The organism is Hyalangium sp. (assembly GCF_045802625.1).
GTDB lineage: Bacteria > Myxococcota > Myxococcia > Myxococcales > Myxococcaceae > Hyalangium.
Window position 1 is genome coordinate 18,168 of sequence record NZ_JBJMQP010000156.1, and the last position, 15,861, is coordinate 34,028.

General features: G+C 71.4%; 7 protein-coding genes. 1 reads left to right on the forward strand and 6 read right to left on the reverse strand.

The features are described from left to right. Positions 1-163 precede the first annotated feature (163 nt). From ACJ8AT_RS28195 to ACJ8AT_RS28220, 6 genes are read right to left on the reverse strand one after another with little or no spacing between them, the layout of a single operon-like run. A complete protein-coding gene (locus tag ACJ8AT_RS28195; RefSeq protein WP_407740985.1) occupies positions 164-598 on the reverse strand; it encodes a trypsin-like serine protease in 435 nt (144 codons plus the stop codon). Next, positions 549-1,547 carry a trypsin-like peptidase domain-containing protein gene (locus ACJ8AT_RS28200; RefSeq protein ID WP_407741055.1) on the reverse strand — a complete coding sequence of 333 codons (999 nt, stop codon included), beginning with the start codon at positions 1,545-1,547 and terminating at the stop codon, positions 549-551. The genes ACJ8AT_RS28195 and ACJ8AT_RS28200 overlap by 50 nt, the downstream gene beginning before the upstream one ends. A gap of 39 nt (positions 1,548-1,586) precedes the next feature. Continuing rightward, positions 1,587-2,195, reverse strand: coding sequence for a D-alanyl-D-alanine dipeptidase (gene ddpX / locus ACJ8AT_RS28205; protein WP_407740986.1), 609 nt, complete (start codon positions 2,193-2,195; stop codon positions 1,587-1,589). Position 2,196: 1 nt separating this feature from the next. Continuing rightward, positions 2,197-2,889, reverse strand: a complete 693-nt coding sequence (queC, locus tag ACJ8AT_RS28210; RefSeq protein ID WP_407741056.1) for a 7-cyano-7-deazaguanine synthase QueC — start codon at positions 2,887-2,889, stop codon at positions 2,197-2,199. Beyond that, positions 2,886-3,503 (reverse strand): hypothetical protein, encoded by a 618-nt coding sequence (locus ACJ8AT_RS28215; RefSeq protein WP_407740987.1) that lies wholly within the window; start codon positions 3,501-3,503, stop codon positions 2,886-2,888. The genes queC and ACJ8AT_RS28215 overlap by 4 nt, the downstream gene beginning before the upstream one ends. Positions 3,504-3,516: 13 nt before the next feature. Beyond that, positions 3,517-13,050: a flagellar hook-length control protein FliK gene (locus ACJ8AT_RS28220; protein ID WP_407740988.1), complete on the reverse strand. Its 9,534-nt coding sequence runs from the start codon at positions 13,048-13,050 to the stop codon at positions 3,517-3,519. A 131-nt stretch (positions 13,051-13,181) separates the two neighbouring features. On the opposite strand from ACJ8AT_RS28220, the gene ACJ8AT_RS28225 reads away from it, so the two are divergent. Continuing rightward, positions 13,182-15,803: a protein kinase domain-containing protein gene (locus ACJ8AT_RS28225; protein ID WP_407740989.1), complete on the forward strand. Its 2,622-nt coding sequence runs from the start codon at positions 13,182-13,184 to the stop codon at positions 15,801-15,803. Positions 15,804-15,861: the final 58 nt, after the last annotated feature.

Here is a 15,861-nt window from a genome sequence, read left to right on the forward strand (position 1 = left end):
CCGCGTGTTCCCTTCCTCACGAAAACACGGGCCTCCGCTGTCTCTCGAATGCGTGTGCGCGCCAGGGAAACGGAATCGGATCTCCCGGCCCTTCCTGTTGTCGGACAAGCGAAGCTCCGTGACGATGTTTCCTCCGAAGCGACGCACGCCCGTGTCGTTCCCATCAGGTGCAGTGGCGCCGTAGCCGACCATGCTCAACTCCTGCTACCTCTTGAGCACAATTTGATCCGTCGATGATCGGTTCATCCCCACTTCGCGGCTGACAAAAACAATGGGCTGCAGTCAACACGAGGCGAGACGCCACGAGTACCCCACTACAACTGCTCTTCCCATTCCTGATGGAGACAACCGAGCGATAGCGGTTCTCGACGTCCACTGTCCCATCGGAGATCCCAAACTCATCGCGAACTGCTTTACCCGCGCCCCCACCTTCCCCTTCTGCCGGGGGCCCAACATCGGACTTTTCCGTGGCACCTCCGCTCCCACAGCACAGGAGGAGCACGACCAGGATCCGTCTTCGCACGTCGCCACCCACGCGCATCATCTCTTCACTCCTTCCCGGCAGCCCCCTTGGGAGGTGCAGCTCTCTTCGAAGCATTCCGAAGCTCTGACTCCAGCCAGTCTCGGAAGAAAGCGGTGCTCGTGAAGACCAAGTCCCCGCCCGAGGACCTGCTCGCGATCCCTACGAGCCACTGTCCCTTGGCCTCTTCTCGGAAGCATGGCCCCCCTGCATAGCCATCCCAAAGGTAGGGCCCCTGTTGCCGATAGCCTCCCTTTCCGTCCGTCACGGCCCTGGTCACGGGATTCTTCCGGAAATAACGAACCCCATAGACTCCGCCGAAGCCCCGCTTGTCCTCCGAGGCATAGCCCACCATGACCAGGGACTCGCCTACCTGGGCTTCGCTGCGTGCCAGCCGTGGCATGGAGATGTCATCATCGACAGGCCCGTCCAGAAGAATGACCGCGAGGTCTGCATACGCAGACACGACAGCCTCTCGCTCATCGAGAGTGACCTGAAGCCCAGGGTGAGGATGGACGACTCCGCGATAGGTGCGGAACTCCGTCTCCGCCGAGTCCTCCTTGAGTTTCATGTCCAGCACCGCCACCGTGAGGGCCGTTGTCACGAACACCTGCGGCATGCACGAGGAAGCGTCGATAAACGCGTTGGCGGAGGCTCCTGCCGCGGTGCCCTTCCTCGGGGAGCACACACAACTGCCCGCCGTAAGAACCAGACGAGGCGCTACCAGGACGCCACTGCACCGTGGCGTTTCCATCGCATCCTTGGACGCAATCATGACAGTGGCTGCATAGCGGTTCCTCACATCCATCTCCCCGGCAAACTCGAGGAGACTTTGGTCCGCAGGGCCGAGTTCGAAGCCCTCTGGGAGCGAAGACCCTGCATCTGCTCCACCGTCCCCAAGCCGAGCACTGCTCCCCGCTTCGCGCGCGCTTGTCTCCCCTTCTCCTTCCGAGGGAGCCTCCGCGCGGTCCCCGCATCCACGGCACCCCCACGACAGCACGAGCCCCAGCAGGCTCAAACTGGCCATGAAGAGGAACGAGGAGCGGGAGTCTGCCAAAGAAGTCCCTCACTCCTTCGGCTTCGTGAACGGCACGTCCAGCACCGGGAGCTTCTTCGCTCCCGGCAAGTCGTAGTGCCACCACTCCATCTTGTTGCGCTTGAAGCCTGCTCCCTCCATGGCCTCGCGGAGGAGCTCCCGGTGCTGGCGCGAGGCCTCCGTGCCGCCCGTGTACCCGTGGTGCGCCGCGGGGGTGAAGTCATCGAACGGGGTCGGCATCTCCACCGGAGCCCCGTCCCGCGTCACCAGCGTCAGGTCCACCGCCGCGCCCCGGTTGTGGTTGGAGCCAAACTTCGGGTCCGCCACGTACCCCGGCTGCGGCATGATCTTCCACATCTCGTACTGCACCGCTCGCGGCCGGTAGCAGTCGTACACCTTCAGCCGGTAGCCCTGGGGCCGCAGCGTGTCCGCCGCCTGCTTCAGCCGCTTCGCCGTGTCCGGCAGCAGCAGGCACCGCGCGCCCTCCGGGTACACCTTGCGCTTGAGGAAGTTGTCATCCGTCGCGTAGCGCATGTCCACCACGAGATCCGGGATGATCTCCGTGGCGTCCACCACCGGGGACTCGCCCGCTCCCGCCGAGAGCCACACCGTCAACGCCAGCTTCGCCACGAGCAGCATCTCACGTCCCCTCCGTGTACAGGGTCGGGTCCGGGACCCCCGCCTCCTGGAACCCCTTCTTCCGCAGCAGGCAGCTGTCGCACCGCCCGCACGCGCGGCCCTGCGCGTCCGGGTCGTAGCACGAGTGCGTCATCCCATAGTCCACGCCCAGCCGAGTCCCCTCGCGGATGATCTCCGCCTTCGTCATCCCCGACAGCGGCGCGTGGATCTTGAAGCGCGCGCCCTCCACTCCCGCCTTGGTCGCCAGGTTCGCCAGCGACTCGAACGCGCGGATGAACTCCGGCCGGCAATCCGGATAGCCGCTGTAGTCCACCGCGTTCACGCCGATGTAGAGGTCCTGCGCCCCCACCACCTCGGCCAGCCCCAGCGCCAGCGCCAGGAAGAGCGTGTTGCGCGCCGGCACGTACGTCACGGGGATGCCGTGAGACATCTCCGTCTCGGGCCGGTCCTTCGGCACGGCGATGTCCGCCGTCAGCGCCGAGCCTCCCACGCTGCGCAGATCAATCGGCACGATGCGAAAGTCCTTCACGCCCATCTTCTCCGCCACCTTGCGCGCCCGCTCCAGCTCCACCGCGTGGCGCTGGCCGTAGGCGACGGCCAGGCACACCGGCTCGAAGCCCGCGGCCTTCGCCATGGCCAGGCAGGTGGTGGAGTCCAACCCTCCCGAGAGCAGCACCACGGCCTTCTTCATCAGTTCACCCGCGTCCCTTCCACCGTGTACACGGCCGTGCACCCCTTGGTGCACGTGCAGTTCTTCGTGCCCGGAATGAACTCATCGGTCAGCGTTCCACATGCGCGCTGCACGTCGTAGCCGTTCGGCGTGGGGCCCGGGGGCTGGACGCCTCCGTCCCCCTCCGGGATGCCGCCGTCGCTCAGCAGCCCCGAGCACTTGCGGCCAATCAGCTCGTCCTGGCTACTGCTCAGCAGGAGGGTGTCCAGGGTCTCGTCAATGGCCGCGCCCTCGCAGGAGGCGCCGCAGCCAGCCAGGGTCGTCACCACGTGCTGCACGGAGACCGCTCGCTGCCCTTCGTACTGCGCGTTGCGCGAGAAGCCCTGGGTCGTGAGCCAGCCCGCGTCCCCGGCCTGCTGACGCGAGTAGGTGCCCTCGAAACGGAGCGTGCCCGCGTCGCCAATCGTGACGATGCCTCCGTCCGAGGCGCTGCAGTTGGTGCGCGCCCAGTCGATGGTGGCGTCGAAGCGGAAGGTCCCCAGGACTTGATCGCCGGGGACATTCGAGTTGGAGAGGCAGGAGACGGCCGCCACCACGAGGATGGGGACGGAGAGAAGGACGAGTTTTTGGAGACGCATGGCGCCGAGCAGCCTACACGAGCTCGAGCACCGTGAGCGCGACTGCACGGAAGACCGGGCTGGCCCCCAACACCGCGCCCGTGTCCACGCCGGCCGGGTCCCCGCCTCGCACGTCCGGGTCGAGCTGTGCCAGCACCCGCCCCGCCGCCAGCGAGGCTGGCACCGCACGGAAGGCCTCCACCGCCGCCTGCACCAAACCCTCCACCGGGCCGGGCCGCGCCAGGGCCGCCCCCTTCTCACCGAGGCTCAGCGCCAGGGCGCAGAGGTAGCCCAGCTCCACCGGGCCAAAGCAGGCCAGCGCGCCCGCTCCCAGCACCAGCTCGTCCGGGCCGGTGAGGTAGGCCTCTACTCCGCCGACGGGATCCAGCAGCACCCGCGTGTTCCCAGCACCCAGCTTCTTGAGCGTGGGCCGGAGCCCGGCGAGCACCCGAGGCAGGCTCTCCTCCGTTACCGCCACGGCGCCCGGAGGCGCGGGGTGGCTGAAGCCGCTCGGACGCGGCAGGGGCATGACCTGCGCGGCGGGGGCAAGCAGCTCGCTGGCGGACAGCGCCGCGGCGATGCCATCCACCCGCTCGGCGGCCTCGTTCCGGCCCAACTGCCGCAGCGCCTCGGCGTACAGCGTCCACCCGTCCACGTCGAACGGTTGCTCCTTCAGCAGCACGGGCCACAGGCGCGCGGCCAGCGTGCAGCCCTCGATCGAAGGAGAGAGCCGCTCGGCCACCAGGCGCGTGCCCTTGGCCGAGAGGGCCTCGCGCGCCATGAGCCGCTCGGCCAGCGTCACCGCGAAGGGAATGAGCTGCGCGTCCAGGTAGCTGGCGAGGATGAACTCCAGCTCCCGGGGCTCGTCCGTCAGCCGCTCGCGCAACTGCAGCGCCTCGCCCCTGAAGCCCCGATCCTCGGCCAGCCGGATGCGCCTCGTCAGCCGCTCCGGCGTCTCGGACAGCGCCGCGAGCTGGGCCGCGGCCTCTGCCAGACGCTGGAGGCTCTCGTAGGCATCCGCCAGGCGCTCGCGGTAGGGCTCCAGCACCTCGGCGCCCGCCAGAGACTCCAGGCGTCCGGCCATCGCGATGAAGGACTCGCCGTCGAGCTTCTCGTCGTACAGCGCCAGCAGGTGCTTCACCGCGGGCAAGCACCGGGCGTCCTCCGCCAGCGCGCGCTCGAAGGCATCACGCGCCCGCGCCCGCTGGGAGAGCGAGAGCAGCAGCTCGCCGTGCTCCAGCCGCAGGGCCACTCGCGCTGGAGCCTGGCGCTCGCTCTCGATGAGCCGGGCCAGGGTGTGCTCCGCCTCCTCGCCACGGCTCTCGGCGCGCTCCAGCTCGAACCGCTCGCGCAGGAAGGCCGCGCGCCGCTCGGGCCAGCCCTCCGCCACCGCGCCGAGCGCCTCGATGCGCTTCTCGACAGGCAGCGCCCGAACGTGGACGAGCACCGCCTCGGCCAGCTCTGCCGGCAGCGTTCCGATACCGGCGATCAGTCCCGTGAGCTGGGTGTCGAAGCCCGGCCCCGAGGCCAGCGCCTCGAAGGCGCGCAGGCGCAACTCCACCGGAGCCCCGGCCGCGTCGAGCACCTCGCTCCGCAGCGTGACGGAGAGCGTCGAGTCGCGCCCGGCCAGCAGGTCCGCCAACCGCAGCAGCCCCGCGAGCTCCTCTTCCGCGCGCAGGCTCTCCACCAGCCCGTCCACGTGCGCGGCCTCCGCGTCCGGCGTCGCCGCGAGCGCCCAGAGCGCCTCTCGCACGCGCGCCGCATCGCCCGCCTTCTCGGCGAGAGCCAGCGCGTCGGTCGGCTTGCCCGCCGCCATCGCCGGGCCGAAGCCCACATCCACGGCGCGAGCGGAGGCCCCGAGCCGCAGGAAGCGCTCGGCCAGCTCAGCGGGAGTCAGCGCCGCAGCCGTCTCGGACGCGATGCGCTCGATGACCTCCAGGGCCTCGGACTTCTCCCCGGCCTGCTCCCACAGGTCAGCAGCCTCCAGCAGCAGCGCGGGCTTCTCCTGGGCCGTGGCCGTGCGCACCGCCAGCAGCAGCGCCTTGGCCGCACGCGGAGCATCCCCCGAGGTGCGGTACAGCTGTGCCATGAAGCGCAGCGTGGACACTTCAGGCTCGGCGGAGGCCGCGGCCTTCACGGCTTTCAGCGCATCCGGGATGCGGCCCGCGCTCTCGAAATCCCGAGCCGCGGAGACAAGCAACTCCGTGCGGGCGTGGGCCTCGGCGAGCTCCGCGCGGGCCACTCGAACCTCGGCGCGGCGGGCGGGCTCCTCCGCCAGCAGCGGCTCCAGGGCCTCCAGCGCGTCACCGTAACCCGAGCCCGAGGCCCCGCGCGCCACCACCGCTTCCAGCGCCTCACGAGCGAGCGCGGCCTGACCCGCGGCGCGGGCCAGCGAAGCCACCTCCAGCCGCAGCAGCGAGGCCTCGTCCGCGTCCTCGGTCCGCTCCACGAGCCGCAGCAGCGCCTCCAGCAGACGCCCGGAGTCGCCCCGCTGGCGCAGGCCCTCCACCAGCTTGCGCAGCGCCGCCTCGTTCGAGGGATCCGCCTCCGCGGCCCGCTGCCTCAGCGCCCACGCGCGCTCCGGCTCCGCCAGCTCCGCATCGGCCACGTTCGCGGCGGCCAGGAGCAGCTCTGCGGCGCGGCGGCCTCCCGCAGCGGTGGCTCCGGCCTCATAGACTTCTAGCAACTCCGCGTGGCGGCCCAGACCGCGCAGCCCTTCCACCGCCCGGTCGATCAGGGTGGCATCCGCCGGACGCAGGCGCGTCAGCGGCAGCAGCGCGTCGATGGACTGCTGTGGATCATCGAAGAGGTCCGCGGCGCGGCGATAGAGCACCTCCGCCGTGGCGCCATCCTCCTTGCGAGCGAGCTGGAGCGACGCGCGATAGAGCCCCTTGGTATTGCCCGTGCGCGAGTACGCCTCGGTGAGCAGCGACAGCGCTTCCTTGCCGCGCTCGCCCTCGGGATCCAGCGAGACCACCGCCTCGAAAGCATCCGCGGCATCCCGGTACGCGCCCGAGGCCAGCGAGGCATGCCCCAGGCGCAGCCACGTGCGCACGCGGACAGGCACGGGCAGCCCCGCGCCCACCGCCATCAGACGCCGATCATACGCCTGCGCGGCGACCGGGCCGCCTCCCTGCGCGGCCAGCTCGGCCCGAGCGGCCAGGGCTTCCACGTCCTCGCCCGCCTTGGCGAGGTACACATCGAAGGCCTCGGCCGCCAGCAGCGCCTCACCCGCCTCCAGCAGGCGCTGGGCGCGCTCGCGAAGCAGCGGCAGCGCCTCGTCCGTCGGCAGGGCCGCGGCGCGCTGGGCCAGCAGATCCGCCAGCCGACGCACGTCTCCCGCCATCCGCTCGCGCAACAGCCCGAAGGCCTGGGCGTTGGAGGGATCCAGCTCGAAGGCCTGGTCCTCGCACACCAGCGCGCGCTCCCGAGCCCCCGCCTTCCGGAAGGCCTGGGCGGCGCTCAGATAGCTCTCGGCGGCCTCGCTCGGCTGCTGGCGCTGGGCCCGGCGCAGCATCAGCGCCGCGAAGGACTGGGAGTCCTCGGTCTGGAGCAGGAAGTCGCGGTGGCGTGTGAAGACAGGCTCGCGGAACGGATCGCCTTCCAGGAGGATGGCGTCGAACTCGGCCGCATCCTCTTCACGGCCCACCTCGTGGAGCAGGTCCGCCGCCTCCGCGGTGAGGTCCAGGTCATCCGGCGCGGCGGAGCGGGCGGCGAGCAGCGCGGCCGCCGCGGCCTCCGGACGGCCAGCGCGCTCCTTGTAGAGCGTGGCCGCGCGACGCAACAGGAGCGAGCGCCGAGCAGGCTCCGGCTCCTCGGCGGCGGAGTCCTCGTACCAGGCCGCCAGCTCGGCCACGCGCTCATCGCGCTCCAGCAACTCGGCCAGGAGCTTCTCCGCTTCGGCCAGGGTGCGGTCGCGGCGCAGCGCCTCCCGGAGGAAGCCCTCGGCCTTGGCGGGGTCTGCCAACGCACCAAGGTGCAGCCGAGCCAGCCGCAGCAGCACCGCGCCCTGCTCGCGAGCCCCAGCCTGCAGCGGCAGCATGCGCTCCATCCAGCGAGCTTGCGAGGCCGCATCCTCACGGCGCGCGGCGAGCGCCTCGCCCATCTGCACCGTCTCGAGGTCCGCCTTGAGCCGGAACGAGCGCTCCAGGGAGTCCTCGGCCGCGGGGAGGTCCAGCTTCACGTCCCGCAGCAGCTCCGCGCGGCGGCGCTCGTGAGCGGCGGCGGCCGAAGGCTTGCCCTCGGATTGCAGCAAGTCTCGCAGCGCGGCCAGGGCCTCGAGGGCCGTGTCCATCCGGCCCGAGTCCTCCGCGAGCCGAGCCTCCTCGCCATAAGCGGCGACCGCCGAGTCCAAGTCCTGCAGCTGAACACTGAGCGTGGCCACCCGGCGCAGCTCCGCGAGCAGCTCCAGGGTCCTGCCGTGCTCCCGATAGAGCGCGGCGAGCTTCTGGCGCAGCGGCAGCGGCTGCGAGGCCATCTCCGCCGCGCGAGCCAGCAACGAGGCGGCCACGTCCACATCCGCCAGCGAGGCGCGGGCGCGCTCCGACAGCTCCACCAGCCGATCGACCGCCACCTCCGAGGCAGGCAGCGACCTGGCGTGCGTGACGAGCACCTCGAAGGCGCCGCGAGGATCCTGCTTCTCGAGCAGGGCGGCGAGCCGCTGGGAGGCCAGCTCGTCCTGAGGATTCTGCGCGGCCAGCCGGCGCCACGCGGTGATCGCGCGCCGGGTGTCTCCGGCCTTCTCGGCCAGCTCACCGAGCCGTCGCAGCGTGGCCTCCGCGTGCTCGCGAGCCTTGGCGAAGTCCACGTCGGTGGCGAGCCGCTCCTGGAGCGGCAGGGCCTCCTTCACGTCGCCGTGCAGGAAGAGCAGCTCGGTGAGGACCTCCAGATCCTTGCCGTCCGCGGACACGAGCGCATGCGCGCGACGGACGAGCCGCAGCGCCCGCTCGGGCTCGGAGGCGGCGCGAGCATGGGCCGCGCCCTCTCGCAAGAAGGCGGCAGCCTCCTCGGGCTCGGCGTTCTCGGCCGCGGCCTCGAGCAGCGAGGCGGCCTCCAGGAACTGCCCCTGCGCCACGACGAGCGTGACGAGCCGGCGGCGCACCTTGACGTCATCCGGCGCGAGGCGGAGGGCCTCTCGCAGCGCGGCCTCGGCGGGGACCGGCTGGTACAGCCGATCGAGGTACAGACCCGCCAGCTCCGAATACAGCGCCGCGGCGCCAGTGGGAGGCGCGTGAGGAGCCTCGGCGGCGAGGAGCGCGGCCAGGCGCGCCCAATCCTCCAGGGCCCGGAACACGCGCTGGAGCGCAACCGTCGCGCCCGGATGCCGAGGCGAGAGCGAGAGCGCCTCTTCCAGGCTCCGCGCCGCCTCCTCTCGCTGCCCCTGCTGCTCCAGCAGGGCGGCTCGGGACAACAGGGCCTCCACCCGGCGAGGCAGGGGCCCCTGACGCGCGGCCTCCGCGAGCGCCTCGGCCTCGGCCTGCGGCTGCCCATCCCTGCGAGCCAGCATCGCCAGGGAGAAGAAGGCCTCGCAACGCTCCAAAGCGGGGAGCTCCAACGCGACAGCAGCGCGCAGAGCCTCACGCGCCTCGGCGCGCGAATCCTTCTCCATCAGGGAGCCAGCGATGACGAGCAGGCGCTCCCGAGCGCGCTCTCCCAGGCTGGAGTCCGCGGCCACGGCGCGGCGCCACGCGGACAGCTCGGCCCCCTCGTCCCCGGCCTCCCGAGCCAGCTCTGCCAGCGAGAGCAGCAGCGACGCGGGCCGGGGGGAGAGCCGAGCGGCCTCGGCATAGTCGTCCCGAGCGGCGACAGCACGGCCCGCGGCACGGTGGAGCGCGGCGCGGCGGGCCAGCAGCTCGGCGCGAGCCTCTCCCTCGGCGGCGGAGATCTGAGTGCTCAGCAGGGTGAGCCGCTCGGCCTCCTGCTCCTCGGTGCCCGTGCCCGGCGTCGGCAACAACGACAGGAGGGCCTGCGCCGCCCACAAGTCTCTCGGCTCTTCAGCGAGGAGCGCGCGCAGGGCGACAGCGGCCTCATGGGGGCGCCCCAGGGTGAGGGCCAGCTCCGCCAGCTCGCGGCGAGCGTTGCGCTGAGCCTCCCCCGTGAGGCGAGGCCACAGCCCGGTCAGCAGATCCGCCAGCGCCTCGCGAGAGCCCGCCTTGCGATGCAGGCTGGCCAGCTCGAGCTGGGCGTCGATGTCGGCCGGGGCCTGGGCGCTGTACTGGGCCAGCAGGCGCCGTGCGGAGTCCGTGCGTCCCGCGCGCACCGCGGCGGTGGCGGCCTTCCGGGTGAGCGCGAGCAGCTCCTGCTCGCGGGGAGCATCCGGATCGGTGGGCGGCAGAGCCAACACCGCCTCGAGATCCTCGAGCGCGCCGCGAGGATCCGAGGGCATGCGCAGCTCGCCCCGGCGCATGCGCGCGGGAGCAAAGGTAGCATCCCGCTCCAAGGACTCGGCGAGGAAGGTCTCCTCCCGGGTGCTGCCAGCGGCCAGCAACGACGCGCGATAGAGCAGCCTGGCGCCAGCGCGAACATCGGAGATGAGGGCGGCCTTGCGCGCGTACAGCTTCGCGGCCTCCAGCTTCTCCCCGCGCTCCAGCTCCAGCTCGGCGAGCAGATCCAGCACCTCGGCGGCCATCGGCCCCTGAGGATCGGCCTCGAGCGCGGCGGACAGGCGCAGCAAGGCAGCGGGCTTCTCGCCACGGTCCAGCAGGAGGCGAGCACTCTTGAGGAAGAGCGGCGCGGCCTCCATGGTGCGATCGGCGCCCACGAGCGCCTGAGCGCGAGCGCCCCACAGCTCGGCCAGCTCGCGCGTCTCGCCCATCTCGGAGTAGAGCGCCTCCAGCCGGGCGGCCAGCGCATCATCCAACCGGCGCAGCGGGAAGGCCTGCGCGTAGGCGTCGACGGCGCCCTCACGATCTCCAAGCAGCTCGCACGCGCGGCCCAGGCGGGCGCGAATATCAGCGAGCCGCTCCGGAGCGGCGGTGCGCGGCAGGGACGACAGCAGCGACTCCAGCGCGCTCCGGGCATGCTCCGGCCGCTCGCAGCGCAGAGAGAGATCGGCCAGCTCCAGCAGCACGGCGGGATCCGGCGCCAGCCGCGCGGCCTTCTCCAGCGCCACGAGCGCCTCGCCGACGCGGCCGAGCTTCGCCTCCAGCACTCCAGCCAGCTCGCGCAGCGCAGCGGACGCGAGCCGCTTGTCGCCCTGGGCCTCGGCCACCCGCGCGCGCTCCTCCAGCGCGGAAGCCAGCCCCGCCATGTCCGAGCGCTTGCGCTGCAGCGTGCACAGCTCTCCCAGGGAGGGCAGATCCCCGGGCTCGGCCTTGAGCACCTCCTGCAGCGCCTGGACGGCCAGATCCAGATCGAAGGTGAGATCCCTCGCGGCCACGGCGAGGCGGCGATACTTCTGGGCGCGCTCCTTGGGCTCGGGCGTCAGGCGCGCGAGCGACGAGAGGCAGCGGGTGAGCAAGCCCCCATCGCGCCGAGCCTCGGCCAGCGCGAGCATGGCCTCCAGCGCGGCCTTGTTGTCCGGATCCGCCTCGATGGCGGAGATAAGGAGCCGCTCGGCCTTCTCGGGCTGCTGGAGCCGGCCGCGATACAGCTCCCCCGCCTCGGCCCACAGGTTGGCGCGCTTGCGAGGCTCCTCGTAGACAGCGGCGGCCTTCTCCAGCGCCTCGGCCAGCTCCTGCGCCCGGCCGGTGGCACGGAAGTACGGGATCAGCTCCTCGAGGGCGATCAGGTCCCTCGGCTCCAGCGCGAGCGCGGCCTCCAGGTGCTCGCGAGCACGCGCCGGATCTCCCAGCTTCGTGCGAGCCAGCCGAGCCATGGCGTGGTGGCTGGCATGAGCGGCCTTGCGCACGGCCTCCGAGCGAGGCGCGGGGCCAGCCAGCTCCAGCGCCTGCTGATAATCCGCGAGCGCCTCCTGCACCTTGCCCAGGCCCTCGGCCACGCGGGCGGCGAAGAAGAGGGGCTCGGGCTCGCCGGGCAGCAGCGTCACGGCCTCGCGGTAGCGCAGCAGCGCGTTGTCGAGCTGCTTGAGGCCCTCTTCCCACACCCGGCCCGCGAGCAGGTTGGCCTGCCCCACGCGATCGAGCTCATGCCGGGCCAGGGCTACCTCACGCAGCCGATCCAGCGCCTTGAGCGCGCGCAGGTGCTCCCCATCACGGTGGCACAGCTCGCCGAGCAGCAGCAGCGCCTCCGGCTGATCCGGCGAGAGCCTCAGCGCGGCCTCGCAGTGCAGCCGGGCGCCAGCGATGTCGTCCTCGGTCTGGGCGCACAGGCGCGCGAGGTGGACGTGGGCATCGGCGGCCTCGGCCGGATCCCTCGTCAGCGCGGCGAGCCGGCGATAGGCCCGCACCGCACCAGCCCGATCCCGAGCCTGATCCGACGCGCGAGCCAAGGCCTTGAGCGAAGGCAGGTGGTCCGGCCTCAGCCCGAGCAGCTCATGAAGCGCCTTGACCGCCACGGCGGGCGCGGTATCGCGCGAGCAGCGAGCGGCGGCCTCGGCGGCGAAGAACGCAGCGGCCTCCTCGGAGGTGCGGCGAGAGAGCGCACTCAGCGCCAGGTAGCGCTCCGCGGCCCGGGCCTCCTCGCCTCGGCGCTCGCGCACCACGGCCTCGCCCCAGAGGGCGGCGGGGCTCTTCTCGCGCCGGCGCAGCAAGGTGGCCGCGACGTCCAGCGCCAGATCGTGCGCCTGGGGATCCGCGACGAGCAGCGACAGCAGCCGCTCGGCGGCGAACGGGTGCGCCTCCTGCGCGTCTCCGGCCTGGAGGTACGCCTCGCGAGCCTCGGCCAGCTTGCCCTGGGCAATGAGCGCCTCGGGCTCGGCGAAGGCCCGCGCACCCTCGAGCGTCATCAACAGCTCATCATCCGGCGCGGAGGGAGGCGGCAACCCTCCCGAGGAGAACCGCAGGCGCAGGCCCTTGCTGGACACCTCCGCGGCGGACAGGCGCGCCTGATCCAGCTCCGGCATCTTGAAGCCGCGAGTCACCGCCGCCAGCCGGCACAGCTCGGGCAGCACGCGGGTGGTGAAGCCCGTGGCGCCCTGCACTTCAATCTCGGGCAGCAGCCCCAGCGCTCCCACCGCCGAGGCGAGGATGCCGGGCACCTGCACCGAGGCCGTGGGAGAGAAGCCATACAGGCGCACGTCGTAGACGTAGAGCGCCAGCCTCTCGCCATCGCCATCGAAGGCGATCTTGAAGGTGACGGGCGTGCGCTCCGGTCCCTGCAACCGGGCCTGGCCCTCCAGGTAGCTCAGGCGGAAGTGAAGCTTCAGCTCCTCGAGGCCCGCCAGCCGGCCCGTCAGCTCCGCCACCTTGCGCGTCACCATGTCCGCGTCGAGCGTCAGCTCCAGGAAGCCGAACATGAGCTTCTTGCGCTGGTAGCGTGAAGGGCCTGCGCTGACGTTGAAGGGGAAGGTGACGTCGGGGATCTGCAGCGCGAAGTCGGCGATGCTCAGCCCGGGCGCGAGCGGCAACGGCGGAAAACCCACGAAGGCGCGCCGGTCCAGCAGCCGGAGCTCGGGGGAGGCAGCGCCCGACTCGGGCGCGGGCTTCGGGGAGTCGCTTTCGGTGGCCATCGGGGAGAGGGACAGAGGGTACCACGGTGGCTAAGCCCTCGAAATTTTTACCGATCCCCCGGCCGAGGGGCAGGCAGTGGAGCAGCGTGTCCTCCGGCGGAACGCCTCGAAATCCTTCATGGAGATGGGCCATGCGCGGCGCGCCATTCTCGGCCAATATGGCCGAGGTGCTGGCCCCCGACTCCCTCGTCCTCGATGGTCGTTTCCGGGTGATCCGCCCGCTCGGCTCGGGCGGGATGGGCGAGGTGTACCTGGGCGAGCAGGTGTCCCTGGGCCGCAAGGTGGCCATCAAGGTGCTCCACCATGATCTGCATCTGCAGCCGGGGATGACGGAGCGCTTCAAGCGCGAGGCCCGCCTGCTGTCCGCGGTGGAGCACCCGGCGGTGGTGCGCATCATCGACTTCGGCGAGTCCGGAGACGCGGCCTGCCTGGTGATGGAGCTGGTGGAGGGCGAGAGCCTCTTCGAGCTCCTCCGCAACGGCCCCTTGCCGCTCACACGAGCACTCACGGTGCTGCACCAGCTGGCTGAGGGGCTGGCGGCCATCCACGACAAGGGGATCATCCACCGGGACATCAAGCCGGAGAACGTCTTCCTCACGCGCACGGCGCGAGGCGAACAGGCACGGCTGTTGGACTTCGGCATCGCGCGGCTCGTGGAGCCCGAGGCCGACAGCAACGTGAGCCAGGTGGGCGTGGTGCTGGGCACTCCCGAGTACCTGTCTCCCGAGCAGGCGATCGGGGCTCGGGTGGATGCGCGCAGCGACTTGTACTGCCTCGGGGTGGTGGCCTACCGGGTGCTCTCTGGGCGGCTGCCGTTCGAGGGCCCGGATCCGCGCAAGTACATCGCGCAGCACGCCAACGCGGCGCCGCTGCCGCTGGATCGAGCCGCTCCCGGGCTGGCCATGCACCCCACCCTGGTGGCGCTGGTGATGCGGCTGCTGGAGAAGGATCCCGCCAATCGCTTCCAGAACGCGCACGTGCTGGCGGATGCGCTGGCCGCGGCAGGCGCGGGTCCACTGCCGGCGACCACCCTGCCCCCGGGAGTCCTGACGCCCAGCGGAGGTCCCCCCGTCAGCAGCGGCACGGCAGTCTTCGGCGCGGATCCTCCCGCGCCCGCTGCCGAGAATCCGGCCCTGGAGAGCAGCCCCGCGACGATGCCCTGGGAATCAGCGGCGAGCAGCAGCGCGGCCCCTCCGGAGGTGTCCCCTCAGCCACCGGCCAGCGTCGGCACGGCTGCCTTCGGAGCGGCGCCTCCAGCCACGTCCCTGCCACCCCCGACGGGCAGCGGCACAGCCGCCTTCGGAGCGACATCTTCTCCAGCCACGTCGCTGCCGCCTCCGGCCAGCAGCGGCACGGCGCTGTTCGGGGTGGCGCCTCCAGCGATCTCCCTTCCTCCGGGCGCATCCGGCGGGGGGCTCGCCAGCAAGCCGCAGAACCTCACGCTCCTGCTCACCAGCATCCAGGGCTTCGCCGAGCTGACCAGCCGGCAGACCCACGAGGAGCACCAACGGATGCTGGAGACGTACGAGCGGCTCCTGGTGCCCCTGCTGCGCGAGTACGACGGAAAGCTCGTGCGGAAGCTGGGGGACTCGCTGCTGGCGGTGTTCGGCTCGCCGACGGGAGCGGTGCTCTGCGGCATGGGGATGCAGGATCGGCTGTGGCGGCACAACCAGGAGCAGCCGCCCGAGTCCCAGCTCCACGTCCGCATCTGCCTCCACACGGGAGAGGTGCTGCTCTCGAAAGACACGGTGCTCGGCGAGCCGATGGAGGTGGTGAAAGCCACGGAGCAGGTGGCGCTGGCGGACGAGGTGACCTTCACCGAGTCCGTGAACCTGGCGCGCAACCGAGCCGAGGTGGCGGCCGAGCCCTGCGGCACCATTCCCCTGCCCGGCCGCGGAGAGTCGCTCCAGCTCTACCGCAGCAAGCACCTCGCCACCGAGGGTCCGCCATTCGGCGGCCGGGACATGGGCAACGCCCCGACGCAGAGGCGCTCGGTGATTCCGGGAAAGCTCTCGTTGGCGGCACTGCGCCAGAAGCTCGCGGGGCTCGGCATTTCCCGCACGGGCAAGCTCGTGGGGCTGGGACTGGCCGGAGTCCTGCTGCTGCTCGCGGGAGTGGGGCTGTGGCAATGGAACCGAAGCGCGGCGGTGCAGGCCCGACGGCTGCTGGATGACGGCAAGCCGGCGGAGGCGCTCAAGCGGCTCGATGCAGTCCCCCCGGAGGATCGAAAGGATCCGGCGCTCCGAGAGGTCCGCGCGCTGGCGCTGCACGCCTTGAAGCGGCATGACGACGAGCACGAAGTGCTCATGGCGCTGGAAGCGGCTCGAAGGAAGAGCGTGGACGCGGAGGTGCTCGACGCACTCGCGGAGGACTTCGGCGCGGACGAGAGCGACAAGGGTCTGCGCAAGCTCCTGGCCTCGTTGCCAAAGGACCGGCTGCACAGCCGCTTCGAGTCGCTGGCTGAGGGCGACGCCTCACCGAAGCAGTGGGGTGCGCTGCGCTACCTGGAGGCCTCGCAGGACACAGAGGGGCTGGACCTGGTGGGGCTGTACGCCAAGGGCCTGGAGTCGGAGGACTGCGGCGTGAGAGCCAAGGCCGCGCGGCGGCTCGGGGCGCTGGGCAGCACGGACGCGGTGCCCGCGCTCACGAAGCTGGCCGAGCAGCCCAAGGAGAAACAGGCGTCCGGCACACAGAAGAACTGCGGCCAGGACGAGGCGGCCACAGCGCTACAGACGCTCAAGAAGTCCAACTGACGCAGCCCCCTGGAGTGAACCGAGGCCACGGGGCACCTGAAGCAGAGAGCGTCGCTAC

Coding starts and splice junctions, on each gene's coding strand:
- ACJ8AT_RS28215 (WP_407740987.1), bottom strand. CDS start 3,503: ATGCGTCTCCAAAAACTCGTCCTTCTCTCCGTCCCCATCCTCGTGGTG.
- ACJ8AT_RS28220 (WP_407740988.1), bottom strand. CDS start 13,050: ATGGCCACCGAAAGCGACTCCCCGAAGCCCGCGCCCGAGTCGGGCGCT.
- ddpX (WP_407740986.1), bottom strand. CDS start 2,195: ATGCTGCTCGTGGCGAAGCTGGCGTTGACGGTGTGGCTCTCGGCGGGA.
- ACJ8AT_RS28225 (WP_407740989.1), top strand. CDS start 13,182: ATGCGCGGCGCGCCATTCTCGGCCAATATGGCCGAGGTGCTGGCCCCC.
- ACJ8AT_RS28195 (WP_407740985.1), bottom strand. CDS start 598: ATGCTTCGAAGAGAGCTGCACCTCCCAAGGGGGCTGCCGGGAAGGAGT.
- ACJ8AT_RS28200 (WP_407741055.1), bottom strand. CDS start 1,547: ATGGCCAGTTTGAGCCTGCTGGGGCTCGTGCTGTCGTGGGGGTGCCGT.